Origin of the sequence: Calothrix rhizosoleniae SC01, assembly GCF_900185595.1 — a bacterium.
Classification (GTDB): domain Bacteria; phylum Cyanobacteriota; class Cyanobacteriia; order Cyanobacteriales; family Nostocaceae; genus Calothrix_A; species Calothrix_A rhizosoleniae.
This window is the reverse complement of record NZ_FYBH01000003.1, coordinates 1-20,742: the sequence shown is the minus strand read 5'-3', so window position 1 is coordinate 20,742 and position 20,742 is coordinate 1. Positions and strand designations below refer to the sequence as shown.

21 protein-coding genes, 1 tRNA gene and 1 other annotated feature are annotated in these 20,742 nt (G+C 40.6%); of the genes, 11 read left to right on the top strand and 11 right to left on the bottom strand.

Features of this window, described 5'->3' with window-relative positions; genetic code table 11:
* The 3 genes from CALSC_RS00175 to CALSC_RS00165 form a co-directional block, all read left to right on the top strand.
* Positions 1 to 528: GNAT family N-acetyltransferase (locus CALSC_RS00175; RefSeq protein WP_088239425.1), on the top strand; the 528-nt coding region annotated here is incomplete at its 5' end.
* 61 nt (positions 529 to 589) lie between these two features.
* Entirely contained in the window at positions 590 to 1,933 is a 1,344-nt protein-coding gene (locus tag CALSC_RS00170) for a GTP-binding protein (RefSeq protein ID WP_088239424.1), read from the top strand.
* 26 nt (positions 1,934 to 1,959) lie between these two features.
* Positions 1,960 to 3,513, top strand: coding sequence for an ATP-binding protein (locus CALSC_RS00165; protein ID WP_088239426.1), 1,554 nt, complete (start codon positions 1,960 to 1,962; stop codon positions 3,511 to 3,513).
* A 224-nt stretch (positions 3,514 to 3,737) separates the two neighbouring features.
* Here the strand turns inward: CALSC_RS00165 and CALSC_RS00160 are convergent, their stop codons facing one another.
* Positions 3,738 to 6,461 (bottom strand): NACHT C-terminal helical domain 2-containing protein, encoded by a 2,724-nt coding sequence (locus CALSC_RS00160; RefSeq protein ID WP_088239423.1) that lies wholly within the window; start codon positions 6,459 to 6,461, stop codon positions 3,738 to 3,740.
* A 487-nt stretch (positions 6,462 to 6,948) separates the two neighbouring features.
* Here CALSC_RS00160 and CALSC_RS00155 point away from each other — a divergent pair, with 487 nt between their 5' ends.
* Positions 6,949 to 8,298, top strand: a complete 1,350-nt coding sequence (locus tag CALSC_RS00155) for a condensation domain-containing protein (RefSeq protein ID WP_088239422.1) — start codon at positions 6,949 to 6,951, stop codon at positions 8,296 to 8,298.
* A gap of 473 nt (positions 8,299 to 8,771) precedes the next feature.
* Here the strand turns inward: CALSC_RS00155 and trxA are convergent, their stop codons facing one another.
* Complete coding sequence (trxA, locus tag CALSC_RS00150; protein WP_088239421.1) at positions 8,772 to 9,095, bottom strand: thioredoxin; 324 nt, start codon at positions 9,093 to 9,095, stop codon at positions 8,772 to 8,774.
* Between the two features lie 79 nt (positions 9,096 to 9,174).
* Between trxA and CALSC_RS00145 the strand changes: the two genes are divergently transcribed.
* Positions 9,175 to 9,531 (top strand): ArsR/SmtB family transcription factor, encoded by a 357-nt coding sequence (locus CALSC_RS00145; RefSeq protein ID WP_088239420.1) that lies wholly within the window; start codon positions 9,175 to 9,177, stop codon positions 9,529 to 9,531.
* Between the two features lie 54 nt (positions 9,532 to 9,585).
* Here CALSC_RS00145 and rplL read toward each other — a convergent pair whose 3' ends face one another.
* From rplL to rplS, 8 genes are all read right to left on the bottom strand, one after another.
* Positions 9,586 to 9,981 (bottom strand): 50S ribosomal protein L7/L12, encoded by a 396-nt coding sequence (gene rplL, locus CALSC_RS00140; protein WP_088239419.1) that lies wholly within the window; start codon positions 9,979 to 9,981, stop codon positions 9,586 to 9,588.
* Positions 9,982 to 10,132: 151 nt separating this feature from the next.
* Positions 10,133 to 10,675, bottom strand: a complete 543-nt coding sequence (rplJ, locus tag CALSC_RS00135; protein ID WP_088239418.1) for a 50S ribosomal protein L10 — start codon at positions 10,673 to 10,675, stop codon at positions 10,133 to 10,135.
* A gap of 176 nt (positions 10,676 to 10,851) precedes the next feature.
* Positions 10,852 to 11,029 (bottom strand) — a sequence feature (ribosomal protein L10 leader region).
* Positions 11,030 to 11,043: 14 nt separating this feature from the next.
* Entirely contained in the window at positions 11,044 to 11,760 is a 717-nt protein-coding gene (gene rplA / locus CALSC_RS00130) for a 50S ribosomal protein L1 (protein ID WP_088239417.1), read from the bottom strand.
* 92 nt (positions 11,761 to 11,852) lie between these two features.
* Positions 11,853 to 12,278 carry a 50S ribosomal protein L11 gene (gene rplK, locus CALSC_RS00125; RefSeq protein WP_088239416.1) on the bottom strand — a complete coding sequence of 142 codons (426 nt, stop codon included), beginning with the start codon at positions 12,276 to 12,278 and terminating at the stop codon, positions 11,853 to 11,855.
* 2 nt (positions 12,279 to 12,280) lie between these two features.
* Positions 12,281 to 12,922, bottom strand: coding sequence for a transcription termination/antitermination protein NusG (gene nusG, locus CALSC_RS00120; RefSeq protein WP_088239415.1), 642 nt, complete (start codon positions 12,920 to 12,922; stop codon positions 12,281 to 12,283).
* On the bottom strand, positions 12,922 to 13,143 hold the full coding sequence (gene secE, locus CALSC_RS00115) for a preprotein translocase subunit SecE (RefSeq protein ID WP_088239414.1): 222 nt from the start codon (positions 13,141 to 13,143) through the stop codon (positions 12,922 to 12,924). The genes nusG and secE overlap by 1 nt, the downstream gene beginning before the upstream one ends.
* A gap of 247 nt (positions 13,144 to 13,390) precedes the next feature.
* Positions 13,391 to 13,463: transfer RNA gene (locus CALSC_RS00110), tRNA-Trp, on the bottom strand.
* A gap of 170 nt (positions 13,464 to 13,633) precedes the next feature.
* On the bottom strand, positions 13,634 to 13,996 hold the full coding sequence (rplS, locus tag CALSC_RS00105; protein WP_088239413.1) for a 50S ribosomal protein L19: 363 nt from the start codon (positions 13,994 to 13,996) through the stop codon (positions 13,634 to 13,636).
* 278 nt (positions 13,997 to 14,274) lie between these two features.
* Here rplS and CALSC_RS00100 point away from each other — a divergent pair, with 278 nt between their 5' ends.
* The 3 genes from CALSC_RS00100 (at position 14,275) to CALSC_RS00090 (ending at position 17,075) form a co-directional block, all read left to right on the top strand.
* Positions 14,275 to 15,216 (top strand): glycosyltransferase family 2 protein, encoded by a 942-nt coding sequence (locus tag CALSC_RS00100; RefSeq protein WP_088239412.1) that lies wholly within the window; start codon positions 14,275 to 14,277, stop codon positions 15,214 to 15,216.
* Positions 15,217 to 15,906: 690 nt separating this feature from the next.
* On the top strand, positions 15,907 to 16,839 hold the full coding sequence (locus CALSC_RS00095) for an SPFH domain-containing protein (RefSeq protein ID WP_088239411.1): 933 nt from the start codon (positions 15,907 to 15,909) through the stop codon (positions 16,837 to 16,839).
* A 2-nt stretch (positions 16,840 to 16,841) separates the two neighbouring features.
* A complete protein-coding gene (locus CALSC_RS00090) occupies positions 16,842 to 17,075 on the top strand; it encodes a hypothetical protein (protein WP_088239410.1) in 234 nt (77 codons plus the stop codon).
* A gap of 183 nt (positions 17,076 to 17,258) precedes the next feature.
* On the opposite strand, the gene CALSC_RS00085 is transcribed toward CALSC_RS00090, so the two are convergent.
* Entirely contained in the window at positions 17,259 to 18,548 is a 1,290-nt protein-coding gene (locus tag CALSC_RS00085) for a Glu/Leu/Phe/Val family dehydrogenase (protein WP_088239409.1), read from the bottom strand.
* Between the two features lie 261 nt (positions 18,549 to 18,809).
* Between CALSC_RS00085 and CALSC_RS00080 the strand changes: the two genes are divergently transcribed.
* The 3 genes from CALSC_RS00080 to CALSC_RS00070 all read left to right on the top strand — a co-directional run bounded on the left by CALSC_RS00080 (position 18,810) and on the right by CALSC_RS00070 (position 20,642).
* Positions 18,810 to 19,217: a hypothetical protein gene (locus CALSC_RS00080; RefSeq protein ID WP_088239408.1), complete on the top strand. Its 408-nt coding sequence runs from the start codon at positions 18,810 to 18,812 to the stop codon at positions 19,215 to 19,217.
* A gap of 74 nt (positions 19,218 to 19,291) precedes the next feature.
* Complete coding sequence (locus CALSC_RS00075; RefSeq protein ID WP_088239407.1) at positions 19,292 to 19,948, top strand: DUF2301 domain-containing membrane protein; 657 nt, start codon at positions 19,292 to 19,294, stop codon at positions 19,946 to 19,948.
* 76 nt (positions 19,949 to 20,024) lie between these two features.
* Complete coding sequence (locus tag CALSC_RS00070; protein ID WP_235006629.1) at positions 20,025 to 20,642, top strand: ElyC/SanA/YdcF family protein; 618 nt, start codon at positions 20,025 to 20,027, stop codon at positions 20,640 to 20,642.
* The last annotated feature ends 100 nt before the right edge of the window (positions 20,643 to 20,742 follow it).

Below are 20,742 nucleotides of genomic sequence, written 5' to 3'. Positions count from 1 at the left end.
CAGTCCTTTACTACGGAACATCTGACGGCAGTCAAAGCCATTGATGAACATTTCCCAGAAATTGAAACTGTATTAATAGAAAATAGGGAAACATTACTTTTATTATCAGCTCAACTGAATATCCAACAAGAGGCACAGGATCATATTAACTGTAATGATCTACCACCCAATGGTTTACGTGAAAGAGTAAGAACGTTTTTACTCCTGAATAAAGAACTAATGAAAACCACAGGATTCTTGTCGATGTATCTTGGTTACCCAAAAGAACAAACATTTTATATCGGAAGTTTATTTTTTCGTCCTTCCTATCAAAGGAAAGGGTATGGTCAAGAAGTTGTAAGATTTATAGAAAAGGAATTAGTTCAAGTAGGATACATCGAAGGGCGAGTAGCAGTTGGTCTTAAGAATTGGCCAGCTTTACGATTTTGGTCAAAGCAGGGTTACGATAAAGTAACTAAAATTAGTGGAGACCAGAACTATACACCAGATAATTTTGGCACCATAGAATTGTGTAATCATCTGATTTAAAATAATTTGCTTGAGCAAGTTGATATGTAACAGAATAATCCAAAATCTAGAATTGTCTCCAGTGTCCAAAAACATACAAGAAACCCATCTCAATCGTGCCCGTGCTAGTCTCAGACAAGCCCTATCTTGGTATGGTAATTTACGTAAACCAGGTAAATCCTCATCCAATTCCCAATTAGCAGGCTTAGTAAAACCAGAGTTAGAAATGTTGACTTCTAGTCTCAACAAACTGGACTCGAATATGATTCGCATTGCTGTTTTTGGTTTGGTAAGTCGAGGCAAGTCTGCGGTATTGAATGCCTTGTTGGGGGAAAAAATGTTACAAACAGGCCCACTTCACGGTGTCACTCAGTATCCTCGTTCTGTCCGTTGGTATCCTGGTGGGAAGGTGCAAGTCGAGTTAATTGATACCCCAGGTTTAGATGAAATTGAGGGGGAAGCTAGGGCAAACATGGCTCGGGGAGTAGCCCGTCAAGCTGATTTAATTTTATTTGTGGTGTCTGGTGATATTACTCGGACTGAATATCAAGCTCTGTGTGAATTACGACAGTCGCAAAAGCCACTAATTTTAGTTTTTAATAAAATAGATTTATATCCAGATACAGATAGGGAACAGATTTACCGCAACTTGCAACAACTGGGTAGGGCGAATCCCCAAAGTCAACCCCTAAAGCCAGATGAAATTGTCATGGTAGCAGCAGAACCCGCACCGATGGAAGTGAGGGTAGAATTTCCTGATGGGAGGGTGGATTATGAATGGGAAACACCACTACCCCAAATAGAAGAACTAAAGCAAACTATTTTATATATTTTGAATCGAGAAGGGCGATCGCTAATCGCTCTCAATGCTCTCATCCTAGCAAGGGATGCGGAAGCAGCGATCGCTTCTAAAACTATTGATATTCGTAGCTCACAAGCAGAAGATTTAATCTGGCAATTCACCAAATATAAAGCCCTAGCAGTAGCTCTCAACCCCATTGCGGTGTTAGATGTTGTCGGAGGGGTAATGACGGATTTAGCATTAATTCGCTCCCTTTCACGGTTATACGGTTTACCAATGACGGGCTATGATGCGGGGAAAATGTTGAAAACTATTTTATTTAGTTCTGGGGGCTTATTACTGAGTGAAGTTGGTAGTAGTTTCGTGCTCGGTTTAGGTAAAAGCACTGTCGCGATCGCATCTGGAGAAAATCCCACCAATATTACTGCTTATGCAGGTACGGCAATTACTCAAGCTGGTATTGCTGGTTATGGTACCCATGCCATAGGTAGAGCAGCACAAGTATATCTAGAAAAAGGTTGTACCTGGGGAGAATTAGGGGCTAGTAGTGTAATTGCAGAAATTATCGCCGAAGTGGAACCAAATACAATTTTGTATCGTTTACAACAGGAATTATCTTTATAGGATTGATGAATGCTCTGGAAATCTCTATGGCTCGTTGGTTCAATACTGCTGGTCCATGTAAAGCAGATATTCACTATATGCTACCTCCCACAGTCCGCTTGCCCAATTTGAAACGGCTAATTGCCCAACAAAGCTATTTTGTTATTCATGCACCTCGACAAACTGGTAAGACTACGGCAATGTTGGCACTGGCACAACAACTGACTGAAGGTGGTAGCTATAATGCTGTCATGGTGTCTGCGGAGGTTGGCGCACCTTTTAGTAATGACCCAGAGACTGCTGAACTTGCTATTCTCGATGCTTGGCGGGCAAGTAGCATATTAGATTTGCCTAATGATTTGCACCCTCCCGACAATTGGGATAATGCCCAACCAGGAAGAAGAATTCAAGCTGCTTTGCAAGGTTGGGCACAAGCTTCACCCAGACCATTAGTATTATTCATTGATGAAATTGACTCCCTACAAGATGAAACACTGGTTTCTGTTTTACGGCAGTTACGTGATGGTTATCGCAATCGTCCCCAAAATTTTCCTGTTAGCGTGGGATTAATTGGCTTGCGAGATGTCAGAGATTATAAGGTGGCAAGTGGTGGTAGCGACAGATTAAATACTGCTAGTCCCTTTAATATCAAAGTTCGTTCCCTGACTTTAAGGGATTTTATCGCTACAGAAGTTAGTGAATTATACCAACAACATACTGAAGATACAGGACAAGTTTTTACGCCCCAAGCCATAGAAACTGCATTTGATTTGACTCAAGGACAACCTTGGTTGGTAAATGCTTTGGCGAAAGAAATCGTTGAAGAGATGGTGACAGATACCAATGTAGCTATTACACCGGAACATATCCATGAAGCGAAAGAAGTTCTGATTCGGAGACAAGATACCCATCTTGATTCTTTAGCTGAGAAATTGCGAGAACCAAGAGTTCAAGCGATTATTGAACCCATACTCGCAGGACAGGCGTTAGGGGATACTCCATCAGATGACAGACAATATTTGCTGGATTTAGGATTGTTGCGACGAGACCCAGCAGGAGGATTGATAATTGCCAATCCTATTTATCGGGAAGTAATTCCCAGGATTCTGGTACAGGGGACTCAAGACAGTTTGCCCCATATTAGTCCTAGCTGGTTAACTCCATTAGGAGAGTTAAATACGGATAATTTATTACAAGCATTTTTAGCATTTTGGCGGCAGCATGGCGAACCTTTACTTGGCAGCACCGCTTACCATGAAATTGCACCACATTTGGTAATGATGGCATTTTTGCATCGTGTGGTTAATGGTGGTGGAACCCTAGAAAGGGAATATGCCATTGGTAGAGACCGTATGGATTTATGCTTGAAATATGGGAATGTTACTCTCGGTATTGAGCTAAAGGCTTGGCGAGATAAAAAAGGAGACCCTTTAACATCAGGTATTGAACAGTTAGATTCTTATTTGGCAAGATTAGGGTTAAATTCTGGTTGGTTGGTGATTTTTGATGTCCGTAGTAGGGCTTTACCCATTGTTGAGCGTTTGAAGACTCAAGTTATCAGTAGTGAAACTGGGCGTTCTGTTACTGTTGTCAGAGCATAAAGCCGATACAAAAACTTTCTTCTTGTTTTGATAGTCCAAAACCTGGGAATTCAAACAACTGCCCTATTTTTTGAATGTCACAGGCGACTCCACTCACCCATTTTGGAAGTCAGTAGTGCCTCTCAAAACCCTCCCCCCACAAGCATTTTAAAATACTAGTCAGAAATGTTGCTTAGTTTTTTCTTACTTGGTTCTGACTACGACAGGGAGTGGCGAGCTTTCAGTTATAATTGCTCTAAATAGTCAAATGGTAGCAATAACATTTCCTCAATTCTTACTTTGACTTCCGGGCTAACTTTGCACCCATTATTGAGACAATTAACTAGCAACCTATTACAGTCAAAATATCTCTGTAGCTGTTGTTTTTGTTCATCACTAAAATGCCAGTCATGGCCGACATATCTATACCTGATTATAATGGCTTTTAGCTCCTCAGACCAAGACGTATGATTGTCTCTCCACCATTGTCTATGGGCTTCAAAATTGCCATTCCAACTTGGAACTTGGTTTAATAAATTTTCTAACTCATACTTTAATTCCAAACTATCTCCATTTCTATCACTTATATTCTCAGCAAGAACAATATTTAGATAGTCTGCACCCACGTAGGGAGAATAGCGAGAAAAACCGGGATCTTCATAATTTGACCAATATACACAAAGATAAGCACGAACATATGCGATCAAAAGATTAGCATCTAAAATAAGTGGATGATCGTTTCCTTTAAGAGCCGGTTCAATATCCTTAACAAGTGGTATGTCAACATACCAGCAAATATCAGGACTTAAGGTAAGACTGAGCACTAGATTTGAGTAGAGGTAGAAAGCTCGAATAGCTGCTGCTTTGAAGGGTAGCTTTAATGACTTACTTTTCTGATATATCCATTTGAGTAGATTTTGCAGTTTTGCATCATCCTTTAAAGTACTGTCTATTTGATTCTTTATTGCCAGCAACAAAGAATCCAGCCTATTCCTATCTAGCATACTAGTAGTTAGTAAAAATACTTCTCGCCAACGATATGGCTCTTTTATACAGTTCACTAAAATTTGAAGAATACTTTTTGATGGTATACTATCAGTCCCAGCAGAATTAATGTTAACAATATATTTAGCAGCAAAGTACTCTTGAAAAGTTAAATGAGAAAATGCCCATATACCTTTCGCTCTCTCTATAAACAAACCATGCTGAACTTCAATAGACTTCAATATCGAGAGAGAATCTTCTAAAGAAACATTCAAATATTGAGAGATAAGATACTGAATCTCCTCTTCCGAAAAAAGGATAAAGTTGTCTGCTTCCCCAAATTTTTCTAATGCCAAAAATCCAAAAAGATTTTGTTTGTCACCTTCTGATAACTGTCGATAAATAGAATTGCTAAATTCTCTATGAACTCCCCGTTTATCATCCCATTCTTGAAGAAGAAGTTTAACTCCTTCCCTATATAAGTCAGTACGGTTTGATGGTAAACTTTCATGACAGTTAAATACCCAACAAGTTAAGCTGAGTAAAATAGGAGTCACAGCTAAGTCTCGAGTAGCTGCACGCTCTGATTTGTTTAGGGCTTCCAAGAAATTATTCGCAAGCTTTTCTCCTCTATCACCTCCAGGAAAAATTGAAAACCAATTTTGAGAAAACTTTTGAACCTTTTCCTCATCAAAATCAGCTACTTCAACACACGTAAATCCTGGCAAAACGTACTCAGTAGTTTGTGTACGACACGTCAAGATCAAATGATGCTTATAATATTCTGGATTTTGAGAAAAATTTATAATTTCTTGTTGAACATGAGATTGATGTTGCCTGGGAATTTCATCTAAACCATCTAATAAGATTAGAACCTTTGCATAGCGTAAGATATATTTGGTTTGAGTAATATCGATCTGTCTTCCAAATGCTTGATGAATTAGCTCGTGTAGGTTGAAATGTTCAGCATCAATATCTCTTAAAATAATAACTATAGGAATGTGGTCAGCCAAAAAGTGGTTATTACTACATTCGACAGCAAGGCTTTTAATAAATGAGCTTTTTCCTGAACCTGGTTTCCCCAAAACCATTAATCGAGAAAATTCAGATGCGATCTCTAGCCCAGGTCGAGGAGTATTTATCTTCCTATTCTCTAGCCAGATACGATCTCGACGAGGGTTAAAATCTTTAGGTAGTGTATCAATTGTGGCATAAACCTCACATGAAATATCTTCTAGCAAGTAAACATCAACATAAAGCTTGTTTACATCAATTAACCGTCGATTAAGTAACTGAATTTTTTTATGGAGGTTCTCTATGGTTCGACAACAATGTTGACGTACATTCTGAATTAATTGTTCAATTTCACTATAGCTATCCGTCAATTGTATAGCTTTTTCTGGGTTATTATTAGAAGTTATCAATTTTTGTTGAAAAAGATTAGGCGTTAAATTTTCTGATATGCCTTGCAGTTGAATTTCAACACAAGCAAATTTATAAGCATCCTGAAATGAACGTCCTCCTCCCAGTGCTTTGTAAAAACCAACAGAAAAAGCAATTGCAGCTTTATCACCAATTGCTTGTTTCATACCTATAACAAAAGCTATATGTTCAGCAATTGCCTCTGCTTGTATTTTTGAGTAACACGCATTTAAAATTACACAGTCAACTTGTTCAGAAACTAGCTCAAATAAACTTTTAAGGGCATTAGGCATTACTGGTTGAGATTTTCCTGAAGTATTTTCAAAGCAAAGTTCACCTGTACTAATGCCATGCCCAGAAAAATGAACTATTTGTGGTTCAACATCAAGGATGGCTTGAGTGATATCTCCTGAGCGGACGGATTCACGAGTCTCTAGTAAAAATTTTTCTCTATGTTTGGAAAGTTGAAGTCTTTCACGAATGTCACGAACTTCTTGTCCCAAACGTAGTCTGGCTGCATCGCTCGGATCGGCTGCTAAAAGTAAGATTTTGATTCTATCCATAGGAAAAATTACCACAACAAAATTTATAAAATTTCTGTTGTGTAGATAAATTATTTGAGAAAATTTTAGAAGATTAGTTATCTTCTGCCATTACCATTTTGCAACAAGAGTATTAATTTTCAGGGCGATTAGTGGTGTTCCCCTATAGCACTAGGCAAAAAAATATTAAAAAGTAAGAAACGGCAATGCGACTTTTCTTACTTTTTAATATGTAATCCTTATATAGTAAAGCTTTAGCTCGCTAGTGCTGTTTATCTCATCATGCTCGATAATGGCTATATAGAGCCATCTTCGTAGGAGTGCCTGACAGTGGTCATTTGCTCGCCTTTCTGCTGTAGGTGGCAGTTTGGCTCGCAACGCGAGGGTAGTTTCGTTTCTGTTGAACCGTGGATATTATCTCTCCTCACAACTTCTTCAAAATCTTGTCATAGAGTTGCTTTGAGAGTATTTCCATTTGTAAGTTCCGCGTGTGGAGGTACACAGGGGGATGGAGAGCGGGCAAGACACAAGTTTGAGACGCAAGATCGGCAGTGAACGTATCCTGTTGATGTTACCACTCAATGTAGTAATGGTTGGCAGAATTCGGGGTGCTGTAGTGAGTTCAAGAGTTGCGGTGGCACTGGAGCAGCTCAGATCCCGTCATCCATTATTGGCTGTTCGCGTGCAAATCGCTGACGACGGAACCGGCTTGTATGTTGCCTCAGGTGTGCCCACATTCGTGACTCATGTAGAACCGAGGCAAAGCGAAGAGCAGTGGATCGCTCGTGTAAAGTCAGAGTGGAGCACACCTTTTCCGATAGAGACTGGTCCACTGGTGCGTTGTTCGCTCATTCACTCTCAGGAGGTGTCCGAGATCATCTTGTGCGGGCACCACGCCATCTGCGATGGAATGTCACTGGGATATCTTCTTTGTGACTTGTTGAAGTTGCTCACTGAACCGGAACAGGGAGTTGGGGAATTGGTGGATGCCCCAGTCATCGACTCCACCACGGTGCCCACTCCACCATCTATGAACCCGTTTGGTCGATTCATCATGGGTTGGATCAACAAGCAGTGGGCTTCAAAGCGCATTCGGTTCGGTGAAACAGACATGCGTCGGATGCACGAGGCGTTTTGGAAGAAGAATTCACAAGTGCAGGTGGTCCCGTGGACTATGGATGCAGGTTCAACAGAAGATTTGGTGTCACGGTGTCGTGCAGAGAATGTGACGGTTAACACGGCGCTCTGGACGGCATTCCTGGCGGCGCAGTATGATATTCACTTTAGTGGGCGACGGTATCGTCAACGCTCGGCGTTGGCTGTGAATACTCGCGATAAACTTACCGTACCTGTAGGTGATGCATTCGGATTCTACGCTTCCTCCCTCACAGTAAAGCTGCCCTACGATGGGGCGAAGTCTTTCTGGGATAATGCCAGACAGATTCACACGATAATCTCAAATGAGTTGGCAAGAACCAACCTCTTCAGAATGCTTTCTGCGGAACTGGTTCACCCTACGCTCCTTGATTCCCTCTACTTCAGTAAGTACGGTCTTCTGGATGAAGCAATGCCGAAGATGCTTCTGCGTAAGATGGGATGGCACAAAGTCACCTACGGCTATGCGATTACAAATGTTGGTCGATTCGACATCCCCACAGTCTATGGTTCCCTTAAACTTGAAGCCGTATATGGACCTTCGATCTACTCCGATGTCGAAGAGAAAATCGTAGGAGTGATCACTGTGGGCGGAAGGCTGTCATGCATTCTTACCTGCAATGAATCCGTTGTTGGTGATGGCACCAGGCTGAGGGATGCTGCCATGACTCATCTGGAAGAAGCTGTCAAAGAAAGCACATAAGTAGGTCGGCGTAAAAAATTATCGTTTGGATAAGGCAGGGGGAAAAAGGGTTTTAGGCTTATTTACTTTTCTTTACATAGTTTTGTTCTATTGTGCCGACTTATAGCTGTAGCCAGCCAGGTTAGGACATAAACGATAAGTCTTCCTACTATTGGGAAATTATTTTCAAGCAAGCAATGTCCTAATACAAGTGGCTATGGCTATACTTAACAATTTGTTTGCTGTTAAGTCGTAATTGAAAACAGTTTTTGATTTTGTAGCACAATGTCTAACCCTTTTTTATCACTCTAGGCAGAAGAAAAATAGAAATATGGGTGGATTCTTTCATCAAAAATAACTGAATGCAGATATTTAGGACTTGCTGAATGTGAATGGCACTAAGATAATCTGAAATCCTTGCATGAAAATTTTTCCGGACTACGCCTAGAAAATTAGCGGGAACAAAGTTTTTCTCTTAACTTAGTGCCATACAACTACAAATACTGTGTTAAAGTCTTAGCCAAGGTTGTTTTTGGTACTGCACCAACAACTGTATCTACTTGTCTACCACCTTTAAACACAATTAGGGTGGGTATACTACGAATTCCGTAATGACTGGCAATTGTGGGATTTTCATCTGTATTTAATTTCACCACCTTGACCTGTCCTTCGTATTCAGTAGCTACATCATCTACCACCGGGGATACCATGCGACAAGGACCACACCAAGGTGCCCAAAAGTCTACTAATACCGGAACAGTACTTTCGAGGACTTCTTGCTTGAAAGTGACTTCTGTAACATTTGTAACGGATGACATCATCGCCCTCCTCTATAATTCTAATGTTCGATAATATCGAATAATTAAAATATAATCGAATTTACCAGATAATGCAAGCATGAGGTTTATATACAACCCAGACAAAAAACATATATCTTTACCAGGGGTTTTATATGCTTTGGGAGATCCTGTGCGATTGGAAATTGTGCGGCTATTGGCAATAAAAGGGGAGCAGTGTTGTGCGGATTTCAACTTTGCGATCGCCAAGTCAACAATGTCCCATCACTTTAAAATTTTAAGGGAATCTGGAGTAATTTGGACATGTAAAGAAGGAACCCAGCGCATCAATCGCTTACGTCGAGAAGATTTGGATCAATTATTTCCTGGCTTATTAAATTCTATATTGCGATCGGCCCAACCGTTGATAATTAAGAGGAATAAATTAGGGGCAGAAACACCAGTAATGTCAACATAAAAAAGGAGCCTGAATTTGGCTCCTTTGAAAATAAACAGTGAAATGAAATTAAAATTACTTCACACTTGCCTTGCCACCAGCTTCTTCGATGCGCTTCTTAGCATCTTCAGCAGCATCTTTCGCCATTGCTTCCTTGATAGCCTTAGGCGCAGATTCTACCATTTCTTTTGCTTCCTTCAGACCTAAACCGGTCAATTCCCGGACAATCTTGAGGATAGCAATTTTCTTATCAGCAGGAACTTCTTCCAGAACCAAATCAAATTCGGTTTTCTCTTCTTCTGGTTCAGCAGCAGCAGCTCCACCAGCACCGGGAGCCATCATCATCATGCCACCAGCAGGAGCAGCAGCACTGACTTCAAAAGTTTCTTCAATTTGCTTAACTAACTCAGCTGCTTCCAACAGAGTTAGAGTTTTCAACTTTTCCAAAATTTCATCGGTTACAGCAGACATTGATATATCTCCTTAAAAGGTTAAATGTATTGATTGATTGGCTGTTAGTTGTTAGTTGTTAGTTGTTGGTTGTTAGTTGTTAGTTGTTTTAAAAACTCCTAACTCTTAACTCCTATCTGTCAACTGTCAACTGTCAACTCTTAACTCCTAACTAAGACTCAGCGTCGCCGCCTTTTTCCTTATCAGCATGAGCCTGTAAAGCACGAGCCAAGGAGCTGGGAACCTCGTTGATACCCACAGCAATCTTGGAAGCCAATGCATTGAGTGCTCCAGCCATTTGTGCCATAAGTTGCTCTTTGGATGGCAAATCTCCTAGGGCTTTGACATCTGCTTCTTTCAGGATTTGACCATCCATCACACCACCACGAAGTTCTGTCTTCTTAGTGGCTTTCTGGAAGGTTTGGTATGCCTTAATTGCTGAAGAAAAATCTTCTTTTACCAGCAAAAAAGCAGAAGGCCCTTTGAGAAATTCTGATATGGGTTGCCAATTCTCATCATCTTGAACGGCAATGCCCATTAAGGTGTTCTTAGTTACCTTACAAACTGTGCCACTAGGACGCAGTTTATTGCGTAAATCACTAATTTCAGCAACAGTTAAACCTTGGAAGTCAATAACTAAGGCTAAAGTTGATTCACTTAAAGTATTTTTGAGATCCGCTACAATCTCTTTTTTGTTTTCTAGGGTTCTGCCCATCTCGTTCTCACCTCCTTATACCATTTGGGATTTTAGATTGTGGATTGTGAAAGAGCTACTGGATAAGCTTTTCAACTTTCCATCTGTCTCAATCCTGTTGCAAATTGGTATGACAACAATTGTTAGGCAAGTTGCAGTTGTTAATTTTCAACTGTTATTTGCGATTAAACATCCACCGTAAAAGCAACAAACCCCGGCATTAATCACCGGGGTTTATCATGAAGCGAAGTTTGTTTTCTTAACCTGACTTTTACCACCACAAGAGTGGCTAGAAAATTAGGTAATCTCAACAAAACCTCGGCAGGGAATTAAGCTGGTTGCACCTGCTGTCTCCGGCTTTTATTTATTAAATTGTGGAGCAAACATTGTTAAGTAGCTTCATCCAATTTCAAATCACGTAGGGCATTAACATCAACGCTAATTGAAGGCCCCATAGTGGAAGCTACATACACTGTCCGCCAGTAACGACCTTTAGCACCAGAAGGACGGTTACGGTCAATTGATTCCTGTAACGTCTTCAAATTTACTAATAAATCTTCAGGTGTGAAGGATACCTTACCAAACATAACATGAACAATGCCAGTGCGATCAGCACGATATTCCAATTTACCGGCTTTAAATTCATTGATTGCGCTGACTAAGTCAGTAGTTACGGTTCCACCCTTAGGGGAAGGCATTAAACCGCGGGGACCAAGTAATTTACCAAGCTTGGCTACTTGAGGCATAACATCAGGAGTGGCAATCAGCTTATCAAAATCCATTCTGCCTTGTTGAATTTCGTTGATTAGTTCTTCTGAACCAACAACATCAGCCCCGGCATTACTGGCTTCTGTTACTTTTTCACCCCTAGCAATTACTGCTACCCTGATAGTCTGCCCTGTTCCTTTGGGTAAAACTACTGTGGTTCGCAGTTGTTGGTCTGTATACTTGGGATCGATACCTAAACGGATATGGGCTTCCGCAGCTTCTGGAAATTTTGCCGTTGCTGTTTCCTTAAGCAGATTCAAAGCTTCTAAGGGCTCGTAATCTCGCTCCTCTACTTTCTCTAATAATGCCTGTAAGCGGCGGGATCTTTTTTTTGTCATTGTTTATCTCCTGGGGTAATTAGCGAGGTTGAATCTCTTCCCCGATACAATTTTAGATTTCAGAATTGGGATGGGTAAAATCAATCACCAATCTATTCGGAAATGCTGACACCCATATTTTTGGCTGTACCTTCAATAATTTTCATGGCTGCTTCAATGTCATTCGCATTGAGGTCAGGCATTTTGGTTTCAGCAATTTCTTTGAGTTGTTCTCTAGTAATCGAACCCACTGTCACTTTGTTAGGTTCGCTCGAGCCTTTGCTGATGTTCGCTGCTTTGGTAATTAATACCGATGCTGGGGGAGTCTTGAGAACAAATGTAAAACTCCGGTCTTCATAAACCGAAATTTCTACAGGAATTACCATGCCAGCTTTATCTGCTGTTTTCGCATTGTATTCCTTGCAAAACATCATGATATTAACGCCATGTTGACCCAAAGCGGGTCCCACTGGTGGTGCTGGGTTGGCTTTCCCTGCATTCAAAGCCAGTTTAATAAGGGCTACAACTTTCTTCGCCATTTTTAGCCTTGTTTTTGAACCTGATTAAATTCCAATTCGACTGGTGTATCCCGTCCGAAAATCGAAAGTAAGGCTTTAAGTTTACTCCGTTCTGGGCTCACTTCAATTACCTCTCCTTCAAAGTCCTTAAATGGACCTGATAGCACGACTATCTTATCACCAGTAGCCATATCAATTTTGACAACTGGTTCTTGCTCGGTAGTTTGTTTGAATATTCTTTCTACCTCTGTATGGGAAAGGGGTACGGGTTTTACGTGTCCACGACCCCTACCAGTACCTCGCTTTTGCTCTGCTCCCACAAAATTAATTACATGGGTTGTATTTCTTACTACTTGCCAGGAATCATCATCCATCAGCATTCTTACCAGTACATAGCCAGGAAAAACTTTTTCTTCCGTATGCTGGCGACTACCGTCCTTGCGAATTTTGACTGCTGGAGTGTGGGGTATTTCTACCTGAACAATTCTGTCAGCGACGTCAAAAGTCTGAATTCGCTGTTCTAGATTGGTTTTGACACGTTTTTCGCAGCCAGAAGCTACTTGCACCGCATACCAACGTGCCTCTTTTGATGTGTTAATTGCCGTTTCTTTGGTCTCTTCCGACTGCAACGCCGAATTACGACCTTCGTCTGTTGCTGGAGCCATCAGAATACCTTTGTTGCTGCCCAAGTAAAGAATTTATCTACGAAAAATATCACGGATGAGGAGAGTGTCACCATTAGTAACACGGCGGCTGATTCACTTATCAACTGCCGGCGACTTGGCCAAACTACTTTCTCGGACTCTTCTTTCAAGCCCTGAAAGAAGTTCATGATATTAAACCCATTATTTTCGTTGCTAGGGATTTCTACTTCCTTTTTTGCCACGTTTATCCCCCATTCTCAATTAAGTTATTTTTTTACTTTAATTGCTATTAATTAAGTTACAGCTCCTAAATTAAAATTTCTCAGGAATGGGGATCAAATCAAGTACAAATCTGATTGTAAGTAATAAATCCAAGTTCCTAAGATTGAAACTACAAGCTGCGTTGCAAAAATTAAACCCGAAAATAGAAGTACTCACTGCCATATTAACAGGTAAAGTACTCATTTCGGGCTAAATTAATCTTGAGAGCGCGCCCTGGAGGACTTGAACCCCCGACATCAGGTTTTGGAGACCTGCGTTCTACCAACTGAACTAAGAGCGCACAAGTTATCTTGTTCTTTAAATTTATACTCTCCCTAGTTTAGCGCAGTTTTGGCGTTTTTGATATTCTCCGCTCTAAAAAAACGGAGATTTTTTTATGGGTAACAACCGTTGTGTCTTTTTCCATCCCTCCGACTAAATATAAAGAGGGCTGGCAAAATTCCAGGGAATCTACAAAGGACGATCAAATCTTTGTTTGATTCTGGTCGCCTTACCGACGCGATTGCGTAGATAATAGAGTTTAGCACGTCTTACCTTACCACGTCGCACTACTTTAATTTTGTCAATGCGGGGAGAATGTAGGAGAAAGACCCTTTCTACGCCAATGCCTTGAAAGACCCGTCTAACGGTTATAGTTTCACTTATACCACCATTACGTCTGGCAATGACAACTCCTTCGTAGGGTTGTACGCGGTATTTATTACCTTCTTTAATTTTAACTCCGACTCTGACTGTATCACCTACATAGATGTTGGGTAAGTCAGATTTAATATGCTCCGCTTCAATGGAGCGGATTATTTCTTGCGCTTTCATCAGTCTATTAAAAACTCACGATCAACAATGATAGATCAATTACTGGTTTCCAGTCCAGATATTTTAACTTATGATTCTCTAATTGGGAATTGTTTGGACTTAAAAAATCTGTGAGGTTATAACAGAAGCTGGCGTTTATCACTCTGAATGAGATACATCATAAGTTTGAATTGGCAATTGATTCAGCTTTCAGTATCTACCAAATTTTTTGAGAAAAGGGCGGTATATGGGGTGTAAACTTAGCTATTTTTTTGTCCAATCAGGTATTTTAAGATTTTATGAAATTTACAGTGGCGATCGCTACTTATAATCGCTTAAATTTATTACGCCGTGCTGTGGATTCGGTGTTAAATCAAACCATACCCTGTGACCTAGTTGTGGTTGATGATGGTTCGTCTGATGGTACCCAGGAGTACATGCAGGAGTTATGTGCTGGAGAAGAGGCACACCGAATTTTATACCATCGCCATGAAATTAATCAAGGTCATGCAGGAACAGTCAATACTGGAGTGAAAATAGCAAGGGGTGATTGGATTAAATTCTTAGATGATGATGATTATTTAGCCCCTAATTGTCTGGAAGAGATGACAAATGCGATCGCCCTGTGTCCCCAGGCGGTAATCTGTTCTTGTATTGCGGCACAGGTGAATGAGCATGAAGTGGAAATTAGTCGCACACCCATTACTGGTTCGGAAAAGGTTGTTTATATTCCCCAAGCAGATATTCACTATGGAATGTTATTAGAATTGCTTCCCTTTGGTACTCCCGTGCAGGTAGCTTGTCAACGAGATGCTTTTTTGCGTACTGGTGGTTGGGATTCTCAATTAGATGCCAATTGTGATGATATTGATTCTTGGATTCGCATTGCTCAGTTTGGAGATGGGATTTTCCTCAATCAGTGTTTAGCCTACCGCACGGTGTGGTCTGGTGCTTATAATTACAAGTTTACTTTTGCTAAACGCTTACATACTAATATTTTGATGAAGGAGAAAATATATCACCTTGTAAACGAACAGTACCGTGACCAAATTCCAGCTTTAGAAGATATTAAAAAATATTTGCACTTGCACTGGACAATAGCAGCTATGAAGCAAAAAAATATTCAGAGTGCTTTACAGTTAATGGTACCAGCCATTTTTTCTAGAAAAGCTTGGCAGTTGTTGTTATCTGCTTCGGAGCTACGTCGTTCTCCACAAAAGAAATTACCTAAACTCCGATAAGGGGTGTTTCGCTGTTATAGCAATGGACATATTGGTTCGGACAGTATTGTTTCTAAACTTAACCTTCTTGCAACTGAATTTTAAAGTTAAATAAACGTGCGTTCGATGAGCCTTAAAGCCTGAAATCTTTAACCAGCATATTATCTGGAAATTAACAGTTACTAAAAATGGTTGAGTTTATTGAGAATCAGATCAATAACTGGAAATTTGTCAATTATTGATCTGATTCTCAACTAATGATTGAGAGTTGCTATCGGCCTTTGTTTCAACAATCCTTTATTTACAAGGCTTGTAGCCACTAGGATCCGTCGAACTCACGTTAAATAAATATTTAACTCGTATCCTCATATAGAGGATATTGCTTATTGTCTCAATCTCATTTTCCCTCAGTAGTGCGAAAATCTGCTCAAACTGTAACGAAACTGAGCACAAAAATCAATTAGTTGAGAAATATTACTATTAATTCTAGGGTAGATATTTCTATAATATACGCTATAAGTCTCTCTGAATAGACTTTGCTAGTTTTTTCTGCTTACTTCAGTAACCTCTATGAGAAAGATAATAATTATCAATATATTAAAAATATTTATTTAATACAGTCACCCCAATCCAAACAAAAACCACACCACAGGAATTTTGTATTATCATAGTGATATCACTTTTATATCGTTATGAAATTAAGAGTAAATTATGAGCCAACAAATTCGGGATGTTTCTGGGTTCAAATTCAATGGATTCATAGCTTTAGGGATTGCGATCGCGGCTATAATATTTGCTACCTGGCAGTTGTCTTTAATCGTCAACACAAGTACTCAAGTATTAGGTAGGAGCTTGAAAGTACAGGACTTTGGGGACTTGTTTGCAGAATTAGGAGTATCGTTAGCAGCAACACTCATAGTGGTAGTAATTCCTTCAATATCTGGTTTCCTAACAGTTGAACCAAATCAAGCCGTAGTGCTAACATTTTTTGGACGTTATGTGGGTACTTTACGGGAACCTGGTTTCTGGTGGACTATTCCTTTTGCGACTAAGCGGAGAATTTCTCTACGGGTGCGTAACTTTAACAGCAACATTCTCAAAGTAAACGACGCTCAAGGTAGTCCCATTGAAATTGCCGCCGTGGTAGTGTGGCAGGTATTAGACTCAGCCAAATCAACCTTTACAGTGGATGACTACCAGGAATTTGTCGCCATTCAAAGTGAAACCGCAATTCGAGGGTTAGCCATTCGTTACTGTTATGATTCTCCTGATGAATCTGATACTCCCTCATTACGGGGAATCCCGGATGAAATAGGGAATTCTTTAAAGGAAGAACTACAAGCAAGATTAGAAGTAGCGGGGGTAGAAGTATTGGAAGCAAGACTATCTCACCTAGCTTATGCACCAGAAATTGCTCAAATGATGTTACGTCGTCAGCAAGCTAAAGCTTTGATTGATGCAAGACGACAGATAATTGATAGTGCGGTGGGGATGGTTGATGAAGCTCTCAAACGTCTGAGCAAAGAGGACATCATTGATTTGGATGAAGAACGCAAAGCTGCTATGGTGAATAACCTATTAGTTGTCCTGACTTCGGAGCAGTACACTCAACCTGTAGTTAATGCTGGAAGTCTTTATGCTTAAACATGAGTAAAAAGAAGAGGTTTTTACTACGTCTAGATCAAAAATTATATGACGTGTTAGAAAAATGGTCGGCGGATGAGTTAAGAAGTGTGAATGCTCAAATAGAGTATTTGCTTACAGAAGCTACCCGTAAAGCAGGGAGATGGAACCAAGATAAGAATAAAGAAAAAACGAATAACAAGTTTTTCAACCCAACATTATTAATAATGTTGGGTTTTGTACATATCTTTGCTTGAGTCTAGCTGTGGGGACTGTAGGATAAATCCCACCGTCTCGGGCTTCATCCCCTGTCTAAAGAACGAAACACGCAACTGTGTTGCTCTTTCTGGTGGGGCTTTCACCCTCTCGTTACACTTCTGGTAAGTGAAAACAAGATACTTACTGCCTGAATTTCCTGGTAATGCTAATTCCTGACTATTTTAAGGATACAAACCCCTATCCTTCAATGCCTGGGCTACCCTACCCACACCCAAAGTATAAGCCGCCAAACGCAAAGATATGCCTCGTTCCCGTGATTTTGCAATTACCTGATGATATGCACGTACCATCAACTGCTCCATTTCCTGGTTCACCCTTTCCTCATCCCAAAATAGGTAAGATAAACCCTGTACCCACTCCAGATAACTCACCACAACTCCGCCAGCGTTAGCCAAAATATCCGGTAATACGATTACACCCTTTGCCTCTAACACCTCACTAGCTTCGAGTGTAACTGGTCCATTCGCTGCCTCTGCAATGATATGCGCTTTTATTTGATGGACATTATCCTTGGTAATCTGGTTTTCTAGGGCTGCGGGAACCAACACATCACAAGGTAAAGTTAATAACTCTGCATTACTGATGGGTTCTGCACCGGAAAAACCAACTATACTCCTACGGTTATTATCTGCATAGGCTTTTAATGCCGGGATATCCAAACCATCTTCCGCAAATATACCCCCATAACTTGTGGAAACAGCAATAATTTTTGCTCCAGCAGCGTGCATTAATAAAGCTGCTGCACCACCCACATTCCCAAATCCTTGAATAGCAATTCGTATTCCTTCTAAAGACTTGCCTAAATCTGCCAGAGCTGAGCGGACAATAATCATTACACCCCGCCCAGTTGCCATTTCCCTTCCCAAGGAACCACCAATGGACAAAGGTTTACCAGTAACTACCCCTGGTACAGCATGACCCACATTCATGGAGTAAGTATCCATCATCCATGCCATTTCCCGAGCGGAAGTACCCATATCTGGTGCAGGGATATCAACTGAAGGGCCAATATCTTTAATTAACTCACTGGTATAGCGACGGGTAATCCGTTCTAATTCAGTCACACTATAGCGTTTGGGATCTATGGCAATACCACCCTTAGCACCACCGTAGGGAATACCCATCAACGCACATTTCCAAGTCATTAGCATTGCTAAAGCAGATACTTCTCGCAAAGTCACCGCCGGATGATAACGAGTCCCTCCTTTACAGGGGCCCAAAATATCGCTATGTTGTACCCGATGTCCTGCCAGTACCTGCAATTCTCCATTATCACGCCTAATGGGGACGGAAACCGTAATTACCTTGGTGGGGTTGCTGAGAATGTCGATAATTCCTGCATCTAATTTTAATTCCCTCGCTGCTTGGTCTAAGTAGCTACAAGCCTGATCGAAGGGACATATATGGGCGGGGGAAGGGGCTTCTAAAGGTAGTATGGGTGTGGCAACCATAGCAATTCTCCTGATCTCGGTGATGTTGCGAACCGGATTTATTCCACTACGCTATTAGCCTAGCCAGTGGCGTGCAATGGAAAATCCCCATACAACGCTGGCTCACTTTTGATTCGCGCGTGGCTTATATGCCTAGACTAGCGCTATTTTTGCAGAAATGTGTAATTTTTGTAAATTTCGTTACATTTTGCCTTTATATGGTCTGTAGCATAGCTTAAAGTTACATATAATCTGTATAAAAATAAGTACTTTCCCACAAAAATGAAATCTACTAAATATTTTCTTGTCTTAACGTTTTTGACCTTAGCATTTAATGCTTTACCAGCTCGCTCCCAAGAGGTTAATAACTGTATTGAAGGGGCTAAGAAAGACCCTGAGCCTATTGCTAAACTAATTGCATTAGGTAGGGCTAAAAATGTGGCTCGTCAGGCAGCTGAAGCTGCTAATGGTGGTATAAATAAGTACCGTGCAGATGATGCAATGCATGGCCCTGTTGCCCAAGCTCCTTGTACAGATAATGCTGATGGTACATGGACATTTACTTTTGAGGGCACAGTTCCTGGGGAGAAAACACCAAGTTTTGTCACAGCAGTTACCATTAATAGCGACACTTTTGAGGTAAGGGTCGATCGCAATCAGGATTTAAGAACAACAGCAGAGGAGATGTAGATGGGCTATGTTTTAAGAGTGGAATTAATCCCAAATCAACAATGGATTATCCGTTTTCTCACATCTAAAATTGCATGACTACATCAACAATATCTAACCCGGAAGTTTATCAAGGTCAATTTGGTGAATTTACCGTGACCAAAAGCGATCGCACTGAGGTAATTATTTACCGTTGTGGTCTAATGGTAGGGGCTTTGTGCTTTGCTATTGGCACTTATTTAGTATTGCAATACAACAGTCCCACTGTTCTGAGATTAATTACCTTTCTCTACGCTGGCTTTAGTATTGCTCTCGGTGTCAGCCTGTGGCATATTCATATTTACATGGTGCAGTTACACCGAATATTGCAAGCATTTTGGGTGATTGGTACTATTAGCGCTATGGTTGTGGCATTTTCTAGTAACGAGCCTTTAGCTGTCACCGTTTATCATCAACCATTAACAATTTTCGGTATTGGTTTTACCTTTGCAGCTTTAACTGGTATCTACTTCAAAGAAGCCTTTTGCTTTAATCGCTTAGAAACGAAGTTCTTAACTCCCACAGTTCCTTTACTGCTGTTGGGACATTTGACAGGGATTTTACCTCTGTATTGGGAACAGTTTTTATTAGGATTTTGGGCAGTTTTGTTTATGATTTTTGCCATTCGTAAAATAGTTCAAGCAATTCCTCCTGATATTGGTGACAAATCTGTGTTTGAGTATTTAAAGACACAGCGTGCAGCTAAAACATAATTAGGGGATGTCAAGAAAATTTTACAAATCTAGACGCAAACCAAAAATACCACTCATAAAACGGCAGGAAATATGGATGCTAACATTTCAGGGTTGGCTAATTGCGATCGCAATGATTGTAGTCTTAATTATCTTCGCAATTACTCACATCCATCCCTTTCTTGCTGTCAATTCTCCCGTAGCCGCAGATATATTAGTGGTTGAAGGTTGGATGAATGATAACGCCATCAAATCAGCTTTGAGTGAATTTCAAGGAGGTTCCTATCGTCATCTAGTCACAACAGGTATTCCCGTAGAAAGAGGATACTATTTGGCTGAGTATAAAAATTTTGCCCAAATTGCAGCAAACAGTCTCAAAAAAATGGGTTTAGAGGCGGAAAAAATTACCATTGTTCCCTCCCCAGAAGTCAGAAAAGATCGGACTTATGCATCAGCGATCGCTTTTCGTCAGTGGCTAGAAAAAACAGATATACAGCCCCAAGCAATTAATATTGTCAGCGAATCAACTCATGCTCGTCGCAGTTGGCTAATGTACAAAAAAGCCCTGGCACATAAAAGCAAAGTAGGTATCATTTCCATACCATCGCAAAATTACGATCAGCAAAAATGGTGGATGTATAGTGCTGGCGTTCGTGCAGTCATTAATGAAACGGTAGCTTATCTTTATGCTTTGATTGTGAGTTGGCAAGCCTAGTGTAGCGCTAGGCGCAAGTAATAAGTAATAAGTAATAAATAATAAGTTTACTGCTCATAGGTTTGGGAGCATCCCAATTTTTGAAAAAGCCCTCAGGCTG

Excerpts from the sequence above, each read along its gene's own strand:
- CALSC_RS00095 (WP_088239411.1), top strand. The coding sequence starts at position 15,907 with ATGAGCCAACAAATTCGGGATGTTTCTGGGTTCAAATTCAATGGATTC.
- CALSC_RS00080 (WP_088239408.1), top strand. The coding sequence starts at position 18,810 with ATGAAATCTACTAAATATTTTCTTGTCTTAACGTTTTTGACCTTAGCA.
- CALSC_RS00070 (WP_235006629.1), top strand. The coding sequence starts at position 20,025 with ATGCTAACATTTCAGGGTTGGCTAATTGCGATCGCAATGATTGTAGTC.
- CALSC_RS00075 (WP_088239407.1), top strand. The coding sequence starts at position 19,292 with ATGACTACATCAACAATATCTAACCCGGAAGTTTATCAAGGTCAATTT.
- CALSC_RS00145 (WP_088239420.1), top strand. The coding sequence starts at position 9,175 with ATGAGGTTTATATACAACCCAGACAAAAAACATATATCTTTACCAGGG.
- CALSC_RS00090 (WP_088239410.1), top strand. The coding sequence starts at position 16,842 with ATGAGTAAAAAGAAGAGGTTTTTACTACGTCTAGATCAAAAATTATAT.
- rplJ (WP_088239418.1), bottom strand. The coding sequence starts at position 10,675 with ATGGGCAGAACCCTAGAAAACAAAAAAGAGATTGTAGCGGATCTCAAA.
- rplK (WP_088239416.1), bottom strand. The coding sequence starts at position 12,278 with ATGGCGAAGAAAGTTGTAGCCCTTATTAAACTGGCTTTGAATGCAGGG.
- rplA (WP_088239417.1), bottom strand. The coding sequence starts at position 11,760 with ATGACAAAAAAAAGATCCCGCCGCTTACAGGCATTATTAGAGAAAGTA.
- trxA (WP_088239421.1), bottom strand. The coding sequence starts at position 9,095 with ATGTCATCCGTTACAAATGTTACAGAAGTCACTTTCAAGCAAGAAGTC.
- CALSC_RS00165 (WP_088239426.1), top strand. The coding sequence starts at position 1,960 with ATGGCTCGTTGGTTCAATACTGCTGGTCCATGTAAAGCAGATATTCAC.
- rplS (WP_088239413.1), bottom strand. The coding sequence starts at position 13,996 with ATGAAAGCGCAAGAAATAATCCGCTCCATTGAAGCGGAGCATATTAAA.
- CALSC_RS00085 (WP_088239409.1), bottom strand. The coding sequence starts at position 18,548 with ATGGTTGCCACACCCATACTACCTTTAGAAGCCCCTTCCCCCGCCCAT.
- rplL (WP_088239419.1), bottom strand. The coding sequence starts at position 9,981 with ATGTCTGCTGTAACCGATGAAATTTTGGAAAAGTTGAAAACTCTAACT.
- CALSC_RS00160 (WP_088239423.1), bottom strand. The coding sequence starts at position 6,461 with ATGGATAGAATCAAAATCTTACTTTTAGCAGCCGATCCGAGCGATGCA.
- CALSC_RS00155 (WP_088239422.1), top strand. The coding sequence starts at position 6,949 with ATGGAGAGCGGGCAAGACACAAGTTTGAGACGCAAGATCGGCAGTGAA.
- CALSC_RS00100 (WP_088239412.1), top strand. The coding sequence starts at position 14,275 with ATGAAATTTACAGTGGCGATCGCTACTTATAATCGCTTAAATTTATTA.
- nusG (WP_088239415.1), bottom strand. The coding sequence starts at position 12,922 with ATGGCTCCAGCAACAGACGAAGGTCGTAATTCGGCGTTGCAGTCGGAA.